This is a genomic window from Dendronalium phyllosphericum CENA369 (assembly GCF_016056275.1).
Lineage (GTDB): Bacteria > Cyanobacteriota > Cyanobacteriia > Cyanobacteriales > Nostocaceae > Dendronalium > Dendronalium phyllosphericum.
Genome location: NZ_JAECZA010000011.1, coordinates 16,623 through 32,911 on the forward strand (window position 1 = coordinate 16,623; position 16,289 = coordinate 32,911).

At 43.6% G+C, this 16,289-nt stretch carries 12 protein-coding genes and 1 tRNA gene; 5 read left to right on the forward strand and 8 right to left on the reverse strand.

All coding sequences use genetic code 11. The features are described 5' to 3' along the window. Window positions 1–94 precede the first annotated feature (94 nt). The 3 genes from I8752_RS04455 to I8752_RS04465 all read left to right on the forward strand — a co-directional run bounded on the left by I8752_RS04455 (window position 95) and on the right by I8752_RS04465 (window position 2,486). Window positions 95–168: transfer RNA gene (locus I8752_RS04455), tRNA-Asp, on the forward strand. A 170-nt stretch (window positions 169–338) separates the two neighbouring features. Further along, window positions 339–1,781 (forward strand): glutamate--tRNA ligase, encoded by a 1,443-nt coding sequence (gene gltX / locus I8752_RS04460; protein ID WP_214431120.1) that lies wholly within the window; start codon window positions 339–341, stop codon window positions 1,779–1,781. A gap of 210 nt (window positions 1,782–1,991) precedes the next feature. Continuing rightward, window positions 1,992–2,486 (forward strand): hypothetical protein, encoded by a 495-nt coding sequence (locus tag I8752_RS04465; RefSeq protein ID WP_214431121.1) that lies wholly within the window; start codon window positions 1,992–1,994, stop codon window positions 2,484–2,486. Window positions 2,487–2,668: 182 nt separating this feature from the next. Here I8752_RS04465 and I8752_RS04470 read toward each other — a convergent pair whose 3' ends face one another. Continuing rightward, complete coding sequence (locus tag I8752_RS04470; RefSeq protein ID WP_214431122.1) at window positions 2,669–3,112, reverse strand: type II toxin-antitoxin system PemK/MazF family toxin; 444 nt, start codon at window positions 3,110–3,112, stop codon at window positions 2,669–2,671. Further along, complete coding sequence (locus tag I8752_RS04475) at window positions 3,106–3,348, reverse strand: AbrB/MazE/SpoVT family DNA-binding domain-containing protein (RefSeq protein ID WP_214431123.1); 243 nt, start codon at window positions 3,346–3,348, stop codon at window positions 3,106–3,108. The genes I8752_RS04470 and I8752_RS04475 overlap by 7 nt, the downstream gene beginning before the upstream one ends. A 587-nt stretch (window positions 3,349–3,935) precedes the next feature. On the opposite strand from I8752_RS04475, the gene ftsH2 reads away from it, so the two are divergent. After that, window positions 3,936–5,822 (forward strand): ATP-dependent zinc metalloprotease FtsH2, encoded by a 1,887-nt coding sequence (ftsH2, locus tag I8752_RS04480; protein WP_214431124.1) that lies wholly within the window; start codon window positions 3,936–3,938, stop codon window positions 5,820–5,822. A 246-nt stretch (window positions 5,823–6,068) separates the two neighbouring features. On the opposite strand, the gene I8752_RS04485 is transcribed toward ftsH2, so the two are convergent. From I8752_RS04485 to I8752_RS04500, 4 genes are all read right to left on the reverse strand, one after another. Then, window positions 6,069–7,796: an ankyrin repeat domain-containing protein gene (locus I8752_RS04485; protein WP_225895438.1), complete on the reverse strand. Its 1,728-nt coding sequence runs from the start codon at window positions 7,794–7,796 to the stop codon at window positions 6,069–6,071. Window positions 7,797–8,624: 828 nt separating this feature from the next. Continuing rightward, complete coding sequence (locus I8752_RS04490; protein WP_214431125.1) at window positions 8,625–9,602, reverse strand: type 2 periplasmic-binding domain-containing protein; 978 nt, start codon at window positions 9,600–9,602, stop codon at window positions 8,625–8,627. A gap of 121 nt (window positions 9,603–9,723) precedes the next feature. Beyond that, window positions 9,724–11,892 carry a phospholipase C gene (locus tag I8752_RS04495; protein WP_214431126.1) on the reverse strand — a complete coding sequence of 723 codons (2,169 nt, stop codon included), beginning with the start codon at window positions 11,890–11,892 and terminating at the stop codon, window positions 9,724–9,726. Window positions 11,893–12,300: 408 nt separating this feature from the next. After that, the gene (locus I8752_RS04500) at window positions 12,301–12,951 is read right to left on the reverse strand and encodes a PEP-CTERM sorting domain-containing protein (protein WP_214431127.1); all 651 of its coding nucleotides are present in this window, start codon (window positions 12,949–12,951) and stop codon (window positions 12,301–12,303) included. Window positions 12,952–13,254: 303 nt separating this feature from the next. Between I8752_RS04500 and I8752_RS04505 the strand changes: the two genes are divergently transcribed. After that, the gene (locus I8752_RS04505) at window positions 13,255–13,800 is read left to right on the forward strand and encodes a hypothetical protein (RefSeq protein WP_214431128.1); all 546 of its coding nucleotides are present in this window, start codon (window positions 13,255–13,257) and stop codon (window positions 13,798–13,800) included. A 92-nt stretch (window positions 13,801–13,892) separates the two neighbouring features. Here I8752_RS04505 and I8752_RS04510 read toward each other — a convergent pair whose 3' ends face one another. Both I8752_RS04510 and psb27 read right to left on the reverse strand, forming a co-directional pair. After that, complete coding sequence (locus I8752_RS04510; RefSeq protein ID WP_214431129.1) at window positions 13,893–15,389, reverse strand: family 10 glycosylhydrolase; 1,497 nt, start codon at window positions 15,387–15,389, stop codon at window positions 13,893–13,895. A gap of 465 nt (window positions 15,390–15,854) precedes the next feature. Next, window positions 15,855–16,250, reverse strand: a complete 396-nt coding sequence (gene psb27, locus I8752_RS04515; protein ID WP_214431130.1) for a photosystem II protein Psb27 — start codon at window positions 16,248–16,250, stop codon at window positions 15,855–15,857. Between the last annotated feature and the right edge of the window lie 39 nt (window positions 16,251–16,289).

Genomic DNA, 16,289 nt, shown 5'->3' on the forward strand with positions numbered 1-16,289 from the left:
GCGACTTCTGCCTACTGACTTCTTTTAAATTACTTACTCCCATATACTTGACAATTTAAAAAAAAATAGGCATAATAACAAAGTTGCCAATTAAGGGACTGTAGTTCAATTGGTTAGAGCACCGCCCTGTCACGGCGGAAGTTGCGGGTTCGAGCCCCGTCAGTCCCGTAAAAAGTTATGAGTGCTGAGTCCTGAGTATGATATGAATTGGACGTAGGTAATGTGGAGTACCGAAAAGTCCATAGTTCCTAGACTCAGTACAGACGCGACGAATCGCATCTCTACAGACTCAGGACATAAGCTAAATTTGTCATTCTTTGTGAAAGAGAGAATCAACTGTGACTGTTAGAGTCCGTATAGCTCCAAGTCCAACCGGAAATTTACATATTGGCACTGCCAGAACGGCTGTATTTAACTGGTTGTTTGCCCGCCACCACGGCGGAAAATTTATTCTGCGAATCGAAGATACAGACCTAGAGCGATCGCGTCCCGAATACACGGAAAATATCCTTACAGGTTTGAGTTGGCTAGGACTGAATTGGGATGAAGGCCCATATTTCCAATCTCAACGTCTAGATTTATACAAACAAGCAGTAGAAAAACTTTTAGAGCAAGGACTAGCTTATCGCTGCTACACCACTTCTGAGGAACTAGAAGCACTACGAGAAGCCCAGAAAGCCAGAGGCGAAGCCCCCCGTTACGATAATCGTCACCGCAATCTTACGCCAGAACAAGAAGCTGCCTACAAAGCTGAAGGACGCAGCTTTGTGATTCGCTTCAAAATTGAAGATGAGCGAGAAATCGTCTGGAACGACTTAGTACGGGGAACGATGTCTTGGCGAGGTAGCGATTTAGGTGGCGATATGGTCATCGCCCGTGCCTCAGAAGAAGGTACAGGGCAACCACTGTACAACTTTGTCGTTGTGGTGGATGACATAGATATGCAAATTACCCATATCATCCGGGGAGAAGACCACATAGCCAATACCGCCAAGCAAATTCTGCTTTATGAAGCTTTAGGAGCAAAAATTCCAGAATTTGCTCACTCGCCTCTGATTTTGAATATGGAAGGGCGTAAGCTTTCCAAGCGGGATGGAGTAACTTCGATTTCTGACTTTAAGCAAATGGGTTTTACCCCTGAAGGCTTGGTGAATTACATGACATTGCTGGGTTGGTCGCCGCCAGACTCCACTCAGGAAATATTCACTTTAGAAGCAGCAGCCAAAGAATTTGGCTTTGAGCGCGTCAATAAAGCAGGCGCAAAATTTGATTGGGCAAAACTGGATTGGTTAAACAGTCAGTATATCCATAACATGCCAATAGATAAATTAACAGATTTAGTTATACCCTATTGGCAAGAAGCTGGATATAAATTTGACGGTGGAAGAGAGCGCCCTTGGTTAGAGCAGTTAGTAACTTTGATTAGTCAAAGTCTGACTCGTCTAGTAGATGCCGTAGCTATCAGCCAACTGTTTTTCAGCGATACAGTTGAATTTAGCGATGAAGCCAGCCAACAACTGAAACAAGAAGGTTCTGTTGCTGCTTTGAAGGAAATTCTTACAGTCTTAGAAAATCAGCCGCTATCAGAAGCAATAGCTCAAGACATTATTAAACAGGTGGTGAAAGCACAAAACGTCAAGAAAGGCTTAGTGATGCGATCGCTTCGAGCAGCTTTAACTGGAGACGTTCACGGTCCCGATTTGATTCAATCCTGGTTACTCTTGAATCAGATCGGCTTAGATAAGTTGCGCTTGAACGCGGCGATCGCAGCAGCTAATTAGCGACTACTTGCAGGTTTAGAACAATTTTAGGGGCGCACATTTGTGCGTCCTTATTTATCAGCAGCAGCCAAAATTACAGCAAATCGCTGGCTATTTACTCACGCTCATCTCTCACACCAAATCTCAAACAGGTAGCCAATTACTCTCGTATTGGGAACTCATTGTGTAAAATTAGTGTCTTCTGAAACACTGAGATTTTACATAATTGCAATGTCAAAAACTACTCTCTCCAAAGGCATAAGATTATCATTGATGGTAGTTACGCTGTGCTTCACACCTAACATTCATGTAATAGCTGATGCACAAGAAACGCCACCAATATTTGGAGATGTCACTATCGATCGCCAATTTTCTCCAGATCCCTTGGTAGTTAGAGGTATGAGTGGCGGTTCAGTACCTGAAAACCAAATTGCTGGCAGAACAGAAACACCTACTGGCCCGTGTACTGGATTTGTAGATGAAGCACCAGACCACACTTTGGTACTCTCAAGTAAATTTGATTACTTGAAATTGCAAGTGCAAAGTCCTCAAGACACCACCATCACGATCAAAGGCCCTGGCGGCACTTGGTGCAACGACGATTTTGATGGTAAAAATCCCGGTATAATTGGTGAATGGCTTCCTGGAAAATACCAAATTTGGGTAGGTTCATATGAAAAAGGCAAGTATTTTCCTTACACGCTACAAATTACAGAAGTTAAGTAAATAAAGGCATTAATGAAGATAAAGGAATACTATAGGAATTCGGTTTGATTTCTGAAACGATCTACGTAGTAAGGGAACAGGGAACAGAAAAGAATGCTCTTTAAGATGTACTGAGTTTTTCAGAAATCAAATATGAGTCCTATATTATTATTTTTTGATTAAAATATTATACAAAAGCTAATTTAGAAAATTAACGTTTCTAACTTTGCTTGCACTTCTTCTATTAAATCTATTGAAACAGTTTCAACAAATTTTACTTTTCTAGCTTTCCAGTCAAGTGTTTTAATTTGGTCGGCTAGCACAACTCCTGCTGTTTTCATGTTTTCAGTAAGCGGAACTTCAAATTTAAGCCCTTTTGATTTACTAGTTATGGGACACGCCAAAACTAGAGAAGACATTTGATTGTATTTAATTGGAGATATAACGAGAACAGGGCGGTAGCCCTGTTGCTCGCGTCCTTGTTGTTGAAGCTCATTATTCAGCGTCACAGCAATCTCTTCAAATGACATTTCAGCTTTGTGAAGGGCAAATGCACGCTGAATTGAATTAACAGTAAACTGTTTCTCTGCTCCAAATTCTAACTTGATAATATCTCCTCTTTCAGGAAAATATGGTTTATCTACCAATCTTCATTCCCCACAGCATTGCCAGTTTCAAATTCAGAATGAAAATTCTCAGGAGTCATCCCTTCTAATAACTCATCAAGAGTATATTTTTTTCTTTTTTGTGGCGTGATAATAATGCTGTTTCCTTCTACAGAAAAATTGATGCTGATGCCTTCAGTTACGTGTGCTTGTTCAGCTATCGATTTTGGAATCCTAATAGCTAAACTATTTCCCCATTTAGCAACAACAGATGTCATAGTTAGCTCCAAAATAATTTCGTGAAAACTATACGTTTAAGCTTCAGCTTTCTTAGTCAAAGCAAAATGCTGTTATGTGTCTTACGTATATACTTTGAATATACACAATAATCTACAGGGTGTCTATAGACCCAACGCGATCGCAACCTTAGTCTTCCACTCTCTGAGCAAAACTGGTTTCTGAGTTCCCCTGGTGATGGCGATCGCTATCTTAAATTTTCTGCTAGATAATCCAAGCTGTATTAAAATTAAGTTAACTTTAATTAAGATTCTTGTCGGTACCGCTCTAATGCCCCAGTGGTTCTATGGCGTTACACGGCTGGATATCAGATTAAACAAAATGGATTAAGAAACATCCGTTGCAAACTTAATCTAGTAACTAAGGTGAGACAGCAAGCAGTTCAAAGGAGGATTTCCCTCCCAGAGCAAATGCGGTGCTGTTGGTAGGGAAGCGACTGCGTTGCTTTAATTTTCCAAGTTGTAGCAAGTGGTGTTTTCCTAACTCCAGCGGCTGTCAACCGGGAGGGTGATATCACCATCTGTTGCTAGGAATGAATAAATGTAATGGCATCTAGAGGCAAATTAAAATGAAATTTTCCTGGAGAGTCTTAGCACTCTGGACATTGCCAGCTTTAGTAATTGGCTTTTTCTTCTGGCAAGGGGCATTTGCTAATGCTCCTGCCGATATGGGTAAGAATGCAGCTAATACCCGCATGACCTATGGTCGCTTCCTGGAATACTTGGATGCCGATCGCGTCACCAGCGTGGATTTATACGAAGGCGGCAGAACAGCAATTATAGAAGCAGTCGATCGAGACATCGAAAATCGCGTCCAACGGTGGCGTGTAGATTTGCCGATTAACGCTCCTGAGTTAATCAACAAGCTCAAAACTAAAGGAATTAGTTTTGATGCTCACCCGATGCGGAATGATGGCGCAATCTGGGGACTATTAGGCAATCTGATTTTTCCGATTTTATTGATTGCTGGACTGTTCTTTTTGTTCCGTCGCTCTAGCAACCTCCCAGGCGGGCCGGGTCAAGCAATGAACTTTGGCAAATCCAGAGCGCGTTTCCAAATGGAAGCCAAAACTGGCGTGAAATTTGATGACGTAGCAGGTATCGAAGAAGCTAAAGAAGAACTGCAAGAAGTCGTCACCTTCCTCAAGCAGCCAGAAAGATTTACAGCTGTAGGCGCGCGCATTCCCAAAGGAGTGCTGTTAGTCGGGCCTCCGGGAACAGGTAAAACTTTATTAGCAAAAGCGATCGCTGGCGAAGCAGGCGTACCATTCTTCAGCATTTCTGGCTCTGAATTTGTAGAAATGTTCGTTGGTGTAGGTGCATCTCGCGTCCGCGATTTGTTTAAGAAAGCCAAAGATAACGCCCCCTGTATCATCTTTATCGATGAAATCGATGCAGTTGGACGGCAACGGGGTGCTGGTATCGGTGGCGGTAACGACGAGAGAGAGCAAACCCTCAACCAGTTGCTCACGGAAATGGATGGTTTTGAAGGTAACACAGGCATCATTATTATTGCTGCCACCAACCGCCCAGACGTACTAGATGCAGCCTTGTTGCGTCCCGGACGTTTTGACCGTCAAGTAACTGTTGATGCACCCGACATCAAAGGACGTTTAGAAATTCTCCAAGTTCACGCCCGTAACAAGAAACTCGACCCCAGCGTATCATTAGAAGCGATCGCTCGTCGTACTCCTGGTTTTACTGGCGCTGATTTAGCTAACTTACTCAACGAAGCTGCCATTCTCACAGCTAGAAGACGCAAAGAAGCTATCACCCTCCGCGAAATTGATGATGCAGTGGATCGGGTAGTAGCTGGAATGGAAGGCACTCCTTTAGTAGACAGCAAGAGCAAGCGCTTGATTGCCTACCACGAAATTGGACACGCTTTAGTAGGAACTTTGTTAAAAGACCACGACCCAGTGCAAAAAGTTACCCTCATCCCACGAGGACAAGCACAAGGTTTGACTTGGTTTAGTCCCAGTGAAGAACAAGGGTTAATTTCCCGTTCCCAACTGAAAGCGCGGATTACTGGTGCTTTGGGCGGTCGCGCTGCTGAAGAAGTAGTGTTTGGGCCTGCGGAAGTCACAACTGGCGCGGGTGGAGACTTGCAGCAGTTGTCGGGAATGGCACGGCAAATGGTGACTCGGTTCGGGATGTCTGATTTAGGGCCGCTATCCTTGGAAAGTCAGCAAGGCGAAGTATTCTTAGGTCGTGACTGGATGACCCGTTCTGATTACTCAGAAGCGATCGCGGCTCGTATTGACGCTCAAGTACGGGCGATTGTCGAAGATTGCTATGAAACCGCTAAGAAGATTATGCGCGATCGGCGCACCGTCTGCGATCGCTTAGTAGATTTGCTCATTGAGAAGGAAACTATTGACGGCGAAGAATTCCGGCGAATTGTAGCTGAGTACACTGAAGTACCAGAAAAAAATCAGTATGTTCCGCAACTGTAATTGTTGAGATAAAATTTTTGAGATGGGTATGGTGCTTAAACCATACCCATTTTTGTTTTCAGTATTGGCATATATGTAATAAAATAAGTCGTATCAGGGAATACTAAGCATAGTTAAGGCTTTGATACTGCTATGCAATACCTGCTTTACCTAATTGCCATCTACGTTTTACTGATTGTTATATCATGTTCGGTAAATCACTCACAATTAAAAATTCTCTGCGTCTCCGTGTCATTATTTGTTACTTTATTTTGGAGAAGAGGTATAACCTGTTACACGGCTCCAGGTGAATTTCGTTAAATTTAAGACATGATCAACTGAGTTATCTATATATTCTGAGCTTTCATCATCCATGAGCCACAATTTACCACCAGTAATATAAATTTGATTTGATTCTTTATAGTAAGCTTTATGCCGACTAATCCAGCCAGGTTTTTCTCCAGTAGTTTCTATTTTTTCAATTTTTAAGGTTTGGCAATTTAACCGATAAACTGGAGTTTCATCAGATATTCTTGCGTCTATATATCCTAAATTACCAATAATATAGATGTATTCTTCAACTAATGTTGCCGAATGAAAATCAGTTGGCGAAAACACATCTTCGGGATACCCAAAAATCTGGAAATTCCCATCACCTTGATAGACTACAACATCGTTATAAATACAAAAATCGGGGTCATAGTAATCTTCATGTTCGCCCGCAATTTCGATAACTCTACCGTCTGGTAATTGTGTAATGGTTCTGCCAAATCGCTGATAGCACCATGCAAATTCTTGCCAATTTTCTCTATCATCGAAAATCTTTTTGGCTGTATAAGCAGAACAACATTCAGCAACCATCGCTTGCCAAAAAGGGATTTCCATTAACTCTGGATTGGTTTTGCCAAAGCGCCGATGTTTGCCAGCAAAATACTGTTCTGGTGATAATTTTGATAATGAGAATGTGCTGTTGTTAATTCCGGTGAGCAATCGCCGTGTGTCATCGTTAATATCGCTCAAGTCTTCACCAGCAGCTACTAGCATTTTCACTATTTCTAGGTTATTCGCTACCTTAATAGCTTTGTTATCATAATCATCGGTTTTACTAGCATTTGCACCAGCCTCTAATAAAATTCTGACGCAATCAGTCGCACCACGCGCTGCGGCCATCATTAACACAGTGTTACCAAAATCATCAGTAGCTTCAATATCACATCCCTGGGTAATTAGCCACTGTAAGACTTCCAGCCGATTATTTTCTATTGCATACATTAACGGCGTTTGTCCACAATTTCCGCGCTCGTTGTGATTTGCTCCTGCCATTAGGAGTAATTTGACTTTAGCTAGTTCACCCACCTGAATGCTCAATAACCAAGGCGTTCTATTCCAGCAATCACGCACATTTTGATCCGCACCTTGTTCAAGTAATAATTGGACTTGCTCTAAACTCTCAAAAACTATTGCGTACATTAATTGAGTCCATCCCAGTTGCTCTGGGTCAGCACCCGCATTCAATAATAATTGAACAGCATCAAATCTTCCAAAATGAGCCGCTACTTTAATTGCAGTCTCACCATAGCTACTCATGCCATTTACATTCGCACCTCTAGAGATGAGTAAACTCAAAGTCTCTATCAAGTTTTCATCCTGCAAAATATTTCGAGCGTGCATAGCATCAATTAAGACATCATATTCTCCTTGCCTGCGATAGTTAATATCTGCTCTTGCATCCAGAACCAATCTAATTTTCTCTACATTACCTGACTGCACAGCAAACTCCAGAACAGTATGTTCTGGTTCTGGTTCAACAGCATTCACATTCGCACCATGTTCCAATAAAAAGCGAATCATGTCACTACCTGCATTAGGGCTGCTCAGGGCAAACATTAATGGTGTTTGCTGGTCATCTTCTAAACAATCAATATCAACACCATTAGCTATTTCACGCATAACTCCGGCAATATCTCCTTGCTGTGCATAAATATGAATTTGCATAATTTTTTAAGTTAACTCCTTTTATCAAATTGGTATTTCTACAATTTGCCAGCCATGCCCAAAAATACTATATTTTTAAGTATTAAAAGGGATTAAAAACAGAAGATGTTAGGGTTTATTACCAACGTTCGCAAGTTCGTAATACCATACAAGACTACAAAGGTGCGATCGCTGATTACAACCAAATCATTAAATTGGATGCCAAAGATACTTGGGCTTACATTAGACTTGTCCGAAATATTAACTTAGGAAAAGAAAAATGGTAAAACGTTGAATTGAGTGTCTACCATTTTTCAAACTTAGTTATGGTTTTTGATTATATCCAAAAGTACCCACACCGAACAAAACAAATTTTAGGGATTAGTTACGAACAATTACAATCACTACTAAATTGTGCCGGCAAACGTCACCAAGAAATTAAAATTCAGCAAGAAAGCCGAAAAATCAGAATTAATGCGTCTGGTGGAGGTCGCAAAGAATTGTTATCAATCCAAGAACAAGTTTGTTTATGCTTATTTTATTTAAGACAGATGCTTCGATTGCTTAAAATATTCCGAATAGCCTCACAAAGATTTCGCTTAAAACTTGAAACGTATGAGCAGATTATTTTAATAGTCTGTGGGTTGGTTAGGCTGAGAATTGGTAGCTTAATTCTGCCAATTTAGCTATTAAAAATAGTCAAGTAATCCTAAAAAGAAGGAGTTAATGTTTATGCCTCTAAACTAACAGTAACTATCTCAAATGCTGATCGCTACGTTTTTACGCAAATATCAAAGTTTTGCCTCAAAGCTTTGAACAGTCTGGCTTTGGAGTTTTCGGACAAGTCTACTACTCGCGGAACGGACTCAGAAGAAGTCCTCTGTGGAAGTAGTTTGCGTTTAAGCCGCGTTCGAGCTTGAGAGGGGAGCCTTTACCAAGATGGCGATCGAAGATATCGCCGTAGTTGCCTACAGATGCGAGAACGCGGGACTGCCACTTCTGGTCGAGACCCAGTTCTGATGCAGAGATTGGCATTGCCTCGACACCGCCTGCATACCACTGTGTTTCCGGTCTCTCTGCATCGATCAATGTATGCACTGTCCATGCGACGATCGCAGACCACTGCGCGTCTGCGGTTCCGGTCGCGGCTATCACTGGAAATGTCATCAGCGGCTCTGGGAGGATGCGGCTCGATAATCGGTTTACCCCTTGGTCGAGGCGGATATTAGCAAGGGTGGTTATCTCGTCGGCGATCGCATGGCAATTTTGCACGTTGTATGTATCGATCATTTCCCCGTCCTCAGAGAATGCCCGACGGAACCAGTTCTTGTGGAGCGCACCGAAATAAGCTGTAAGGCTCCGCTCGACGGAACTACCAATCATGAAACAGATACTATCTCCGGCGAGGTCGCTGACGTGGTGTGCGGCCAAGTTAGAAGCCACCATCACCGCATGAGATTCTACGAAGACGGTGGGGCCAGGTACTAGCTTGCCAGCTAGCTTCTGCTCGTAAATCTCCGATCCCGTAAGGAAATAAACATCGTCCTGCTGGTTACGTACAGCGTCAAAATCCTTCGGTGTCTCGTACTTGTGATATTCAATGCGATCGGCAGATCCGAGGACAGCAGCAGCGATCGCATGGCAGATATCGACGTTAAGACCGCTCCAGCCACCTGACTCAGCTTCAGTTGCCAGTCCCGCACGTTCGACGCTACCGCAGCGAACTACATTGCGCGCCTTCACACGTTTGATAACAGAACCAGCCTGAGCGGTGGAAATCGAGCAGCACAAACCAAGCAAGGTCAGCAAGATTAACACAAAGCGCATCAATTGTCCTCTGAAAATAGGGAACAGGAAAATAATCTGTTTAATTAATTCTGTCTAAGTACTTATCAAAAAATATTTTGGATTGAGCGACGGATGGAGTACATCCCATCCGTCTATGTGTTTAAGGGTTAGCCGCTGGATAAGTACTCGGTAGCGGATTGAAGCCCGCAGGGATTTTATTGACTATCCCCTGCCGTCGATCCTCCGGTACAATCCCAATGGCCCGACAGCCTTGCCCGCCGTAGTGAGGTAGTGTGTTGATAACGCTGTCTGGAATCTTGGCAAATGAAGCTGGCAGCGGTGGCGCGATGCCGAGCAAGCGCTTGGGATCGAAGCCGGACAGTAAGCTGTCAGTAATTGGCGAATTGATATCGCGCGGGCCGAGGTACTTTTGCTCAAATCCTGGCGGCCCAAATTTGTTAAAATCTGGCGAGTTGCCGGCTGCGAGTGCTTGTGCCTCGTCAGGCAAGCTGGCGAGTGCAGGCAGACCGAAGATTGTGTTGATAGTCTCGATTACCGAGTTGTGATCGCCCTCGACATGCGAGACGGCGTGCGTCCGCGCGTAGGGCGAGATCAAAATCAGCGGCACGCGGACACCACGGGAGAGCGGCAGCCCGTCAGGCCCGTAGGATAGGATACGCGGCGGAACGTGATCGTAGAAGCCATCCGATTCGTCATAGGTAATGATAATTGCACTCTGCTGCCAGAGTTTCTGATTTGAGGCGATCGCGTCGATTGCTCTGGCTGCCATTGCCTCGCTGAGCTGGCGATCGGTGTAGCCCGGATGATCGTCGTCGCCCGACTTGGCAGCATTAATTGCGGAAATCTCATCCGCAGGTGTATTGGGGTTGGTAATTGGCGGCTTTAATCCCTGCTGGTTCGTGTAGCCGCCACGGATATAAAACACGCCACCTTTTGGCAGTTCATTTTTGGCTATGTCGGTGAAGAAGTCATTTAGTCCGCGTAGATTTTTGCTCACCTGCGGTGTATTAGCAATATAGCCAAAATACTGCGCGCCGTTATGATGGCTAACATAGGAATTGTGCGAGGCAACCCCATTTGTATCGGTTGGTTCGAGATCGTACCCTTCTTGATACCAACGCCAATTGACAGGCCTAGTTCGGAGTTGTTGGATATAGGGAATATCCTGCTGGATGTCGGCTAGATCGAATAAAGGATTTTTATTACCTGCTAAGACCGCCTGAATATCTCGCCCCTGGAAAGTCAGAGGCAGACTGGCGAAGGTCAGATTTGAGGCGATATTGCTATCGGCGTAGCTCTCTTTCGCGCCAGCAGGCTGCTTGTTGTCTGTCGTTGTGTCGAACTGAGAACCGTAAAAAGGCTGCGGGTCGTTGACTAGGGGCACGCCCTGTGTCGTGCCACTGTGACTACCCACAGTATAGGATTGACCGTTCGCACCGTGCTTAACCCATTGCGTCTCACCCGATTGCCCGGCAATCATCGCTACTGCATTCGGTGTGGAGGGTGTGTCCTCGGTTGCGAAAATGTTATCAAAGACCGTGAAGCGGCTAGCCCACTTCCAGAAGAACGGAATGGTGTCGCAGTCGATGTGAGACATTACAAGACGCGCGAATTGCTTCCCTTCTGCAATGTTGGCTGCTCCGCCTTTGGATGCGAAGCGCGTGTACTCGTCATAGGCGAACCGATCCATCTGTGGCTTGCCGTTCGCGACATGGAGCTTGGTTGCTAACCCGGTATGCGAGTGGTCAACGCTGTCAACAACGTTGGCGTTCTGCTCAGTCCCGATGCGGAAGGGCTGGACTGTGACGGTGATACCGTTGGCATCGGTGTATGTCTGAGTGAAGCCTGGCGTTTTGTCTGGGTTGCGGGGCTTTTGTCCGTCTGAGTAGAGTCCGTTAACACCCGGTAACGTGCCATACTCGTTGTCGAAGGAATGGTTCTCATTGAAGATGACAAAAACGTACTTGATCCGTTCTTGAAGCAGCTTTGCCAGCACTTTCGGCGGTAGCTTGGGTTCTTTCTCTGGGTCATTTAAGTATCTCGCAACGTCCGGTGTGGCATCTGGCTGAGTCGTGACGGTTGAGTGTGCTAGCCACGCTTCCTGCCGCAAGGATTCGTCTGCGGTTGCCGAGCCAACGAACATAACCGGGACGATGGAGGATGGTAGTAGCAAGGCTGCTAAGGCAAAATAGGACTTCGTAAATCGTTTAAAAGCGGATCTTTTAGGTGATTTCGCTCCAGCTAGTTCTGAAATCAGCACGCCAATCGATGCACAATCAAACCATTTCTTGCGAATTTTGCTACTCATATTTTTTTATTTAATATTAGAGTTTTTACCGCTAAAGGTTCATAACAAGGTTTATTTTTCAAACCGTTAGTTAAGTAAAAAATAAGAACAGATTAACTCTTTTTAATCAATTTAAATTTATCAAACTGAAATACAGCAGATTGCAACTTTGTGAGGTATGGGTAATTAGGGCGAACAGGCTTCGCCCCTACCCGTGTACCTCATTTACCTGAAAAACGCTGTAAATGTAATAAATGTATCCATGATTTAAAAAAGCTGTAACTTTACGGTAAAGCTTTTGTACTTGCGATCGAGTCAGGAACGTGGATTTAATAATCTACAACTTTTGTCGGGTACGTTAACAAAATAACGCACCATCTCGATATCATCGATGGTGCGTTATAGCAATTTGTAATTCGTAATTCGTAATTAATATGCTGCTATTTTAGCTTTTTGCTTTCTTTTCACCCACAATCCGATAGTAGTAGCAACCATCATTCCGGCAAAAGTTCGAGGTTCAGGAACAGACTCACCTTTAGCAAAAGTAACGGCAGTACTACCAGAACTTTGGACACTTCCAAGGTCGCTATTGTCTAGAAAAATTCCATCATTGGTACTACCTTTACCTGTAAAATTACTATTAAAATAAAGTTCTAAACTATACAAATTATTATTTTGACCTGTCAATAAGCCAGCATCTGCAAAAGCTAGGATGTTCTCCTGAATATAAGCTGTGTTGCCAGCCAAACTATTGGATAATGTCCGCAAAACAGTATTGCCATTGACTAAGTTGACGGTCCAACTTGTCAAATCCACAAAAGAACTAGAAGCGGGTAATCGATCTGTGTCCACTGTGTAAGTTCCACTAAAAGAACCATTTGCTAACTCCACAGGTAGCCCTACTGAACCATCAACAGCCGCAGGAGCAAAATTTCCTGAAATATTAAATGTTTTTAAATTGACAGCTTGGGCAGGATCTGTGCCAATAGCTGCAAGTATAGAAAAACCAAGCACTGCGGTGGCAGTTGTTTGCGATAACTTTTTTAAAGATGTTGCACTCAGCATAAATTCGATCTCCATATTTTTGCTCATAGTTAATTGAGCGCGCTCTTTGCACCCAAAAATCATGCCAAAGTGAAAATACTGCTAAAGAAAAATCCCAAATTCAGAAATGACTACACTGCCTCACCAGTTGCTCAAAATCTCCACTTGTGTATTTTGTTCCCTAACAATTAATGACAAGTTAAGAAAAAGCAAAGTTTATTAAGAGGATGGTAAACGCAAGTAAATCAAGAGGTTGAAGCTGATTTCGTCTTGAAAGTCCGAAACTGGCAACATCGGTTTTGTAGATAAAACTTCACCCTGATTCGATCTAAGTAGAAAATGAATAGTAAAGCTAAAATATTAACTCTTGCTACTACAATGCTTGCCGTTTCCTCTTTGACAGTCCAGACAGTGGTAGCACAGGCGAAACTGACAAACCAATCCAAATTATTTATCAATGGTATTGGAGAGGTTCGAGTTGGTATGAATGTCTCTCAAGCGGCAAAAGCTGCTGGTACTCGGTTAGTCGGCGATTCACCAAATAACAGTTGCTACTACGTTAAACCAAAAGCGGAACCTAAGGATGTTGGGTTCATGGTCACAGAAGGTCGCATATCTAGGGTAGATGTGTGGAGAAATAGCAAAATCACTACCCTCAAAGGTGCAAAAATCGGGGATAGCGAAGCTCGGATAAAGTCTCTTTATCCAGGGCAAATTCAAGTTACTCCTCATAAATACGTACAAGGTGGACATTACCTGACATTCATTCCAAAAGACCGCGCCGACCACAATTATCGTTTGGTGTTTGAGACGGATGGCAAGCGTGTCACTCAGTTTCGCGCAGGTAAACTGCCAGAAGTCGAATATATTGAAGGGTGTTCTTAAAAAATTGTAGGTTGGGTTGAACGAAGTAAGGGCGAACGTAACAGCGCCCCTACAAATTCTTGCATGTGTATCAAGATTTTGGTGAATTGGTATTACTGAACGCGACAGAATTTGCGATCGCTATCATTTTGAGGAAACTGCCAAGAATAAGCAAAATGGCTGACTCCCTTCAGTTGAGGCGCAAGTTTGCGAAGTGCTTGCATTTGTAATTCTAGTGGTGGACGATTACTCACGGATTTTCCCCAATTACCAGCTAAAGCCGGAATCACCTGCGTTCCAGGTTGGGCGACGCTTAAAACTCGTTGTACTTGCGGCACAATACAACTAACGTTACCGCAAGTTGCATAAGACATCGGATGCCACTGTAAGGAACTGGGGAACCTATCCCAAGGTTGCAAGCGAGAATCATAACCTTGGCCTACAGTTTGGTTGCCATCAGGAAAAAACACCACCCCAGAAGGAATCCCTAATTGTTGTGCTGGGTAACTTGCAACGGCGACAAAATCTAAAATACCTTGCATGGCGTGGGCAACACAGAGTTGCCATAACTCTATTTGCAAAGATGGTTGTCTGTCAGCGGGAGTTAGGATTGACTTTTGCGCTGATGGTGGGATGCGTCCTTGCCACATCGGTTCGCCTTCTTGGGGATAAAGTTTATCGACTTCAGCTATATCTGCTGCGGTTACATATCCCTTCCTTAAAAAACGCCGAATTAACTCCAGTCCTTTATAATTTTGTGCCCTTCGCAATAAAGCTTCTTGGGTGGCTTGACTGTATAGCCATAAATCCGAAACTTTCGTGGCGATGGAATTACCTCCCGTTTGCCTGGGATAACGCACATAATCAAATAGCAACCCATCCGGGCGACGGCGCAATACTTCCTGTATCATTTGGAAGTAGTCGCGTTTGGCTTGCATGTTGTAGGGGTCGATAAATACTTGAGAACTGCCATCTATCACATATAAGCTTGTTTGACCTTTGCCATTGCGCGCGATCGCTGCTTCTCTATCTGCACGCTGGGCGTAGGTATAGCCAAAATTGTTGGTAAACATCCAAGCGTAAACTTTTAAACCGCGTTGCCGTCCTTTTTGGATTGCTGCGGCCAACAGATCGATTTTTTCAGCGCCTGGAGTGCGAATCACAGAAGGCCAAACTGTTGGGTTAGCTGCTGCTGGTAATAGTACTTGTCCGTCGTAGAAAACTTCTAAATAAACTTGGTTATAGCCACGGTTGACAATCCGATCCATAATGTCATCGAGCGACCCCGAACGAATGTCACACGGATACAAACGCAACCAAAGAGCTTGAACATTTGGCCAATTACGACTACGGCACTTTTGCAATTCTTGTGCGTGTTTTTGCAACAACTGCTGGTAGCGGCTTTGAGCATTTTTATCGCCTTTTAGTGCTGACAAACGTAAGTTTTCTTTTGCTTGCGTTGCTGCTGTCGATAATTGACAATACTCTGTTACTTGCGCTCCTACTGGTTTTTCAAAGTTAGGAATCAAGAAAATACTGCTGAGAACGGCAGCAAACAGGCGACGCGAAAATAACATTGGTCTTGCAAGGTTCAAGGGACGGTTAGACATGGAAGCAGGGGAGGCAAGAGGAACAGGGTAGACGCGGATATAAGGGAGATTGAATAGTTATTATTCCCCTTTATTTACTTATTCTTCTCATCCTCCCTACGTCTGGTTTGCTATCTTTGATGCTTACTAGGTATTAGATAACTAAAGGCGACATGTATCAAATTTGATATATCATCAATAAGGGTTTTGAAGCCTACTTTTCGTTGACTTCCAAACCCTTAATTGTGTTGCCTAATTTTTTATTCAATTCCGTTCAAGGAAATGCTCGCGCAATATCCTAATGAATACAAGGTTTGTTTGGTTTGTTGCCAACTACGATAGCGTGTTATCTACACTCATCTATCAAAGTTACAATTGTCAATTCTCAATTCCAAACTTAGACTTAGCTAAAGTTGGCAAAGTAGTCATGAGTCTAGAGGGTTGACTTTTAACTCATGACTCTCTGGAATGTGGATTAGTAAAAAGTTAAGCACCACGTTTCAATGCAGACTCTACCTGCTGTAACTCCTGTTCGAGGCGAGTCTTGAGTTTTTGTGGTATGGGGCGGTTTGGGTAAGAACTGTAGTGTCCGGCTAGGGAGTTGAGGGCTGTTCGTATAGTTGTAAAAGAGTTAAGACCGGAAACATCGTTAGTCCTTTGGTAACGGGCTGAAAAGTCATTAATTTTTTGACGCGCTTCTGCTTTAACTTCTGCTTTATTTGGTGAATCTTCTGATAAATCTAGGGCTTCTCTCATGATGTTAACGACAGCCAAAGTGTCTTGACGATAATCACCAGACAAACTGTCAGGACTAGAACAACCTATTAAGCCAATAGCCACAACCAAAACTAGCGCAAGCAGACGCGACCAATAACGTTTCATATGCATCAACTGAAATACGTAAATCAACGTCCATCGTAT

Coding starts and splice junctions, on each gene's coding strand:
- I8752_RS04465 (WP_214431121.1), top strand. CDS start 1,992: ATGTCAAAAACTACTCTCTCCAAAGGCATAAGATTATCATTGATGGTA.
- I8752_RS04475 (WP_214431123.1), bottom strand. CDS start 3,348: ATGACATCTGTTGTTGCTAAATGGGGAAATAGTTTAGCTATTAGGATT.
- ftsH2 (WP_214431124.1), top strand. CDS start 3,936: ATGAAATTTTCCTGGAGAGTCTTAGCACTCTGGACATTGCCAGCTTTA.
- I8752_RS04485 (WP_225895438.1), bottom strand. CDS start 7,796: ATGCAAATTCATATTTATGCACAGCAAGGAGATATTGCCGGAGTTATG.
- I8752_RS04490 (WP_214431125.1), bottom strand. CDS start 9,602: ATGCGCTTTGTGTTAATCTTGCTGACCTTGCTTGGTTTGTGCTGCTCG.
- I8752_RS04495 (WP_214431126.1), bottom strand. CDS start 11,892: ATGAGTAGCAAAATTCGCAAGAAATGGTTTGATTGTGCATCGATTGGC.
- I8752_RS04500 (WP_214431127.1), bottom strand. CDS start 12,951: ATGGAGATCGAATTTATGCTGAGTGCAACATCTTTAAAAAAGTTATCG.
- I8752_RS04505 (WP_214431128.1), top strand. CDS start 13,255: ATGAATAGTAAAGCTAAAATATTAACTCTTGCTACTACAATGCTTGCC.
- I8752_RS04510 (WP_214431129.1), bottom strand. CDS start 15,389: ATGTCTAACCGTCCCTTGAACCTTGCAAGACCAATGTTATTTTCGCGT.
- psb27 (WP_214431130.1), bottom strand. CDS start 16,250: ATGAAACGTTATTGGTCGCGTCTGCTTGCGCTAGTTTTGGTTGTGGCT.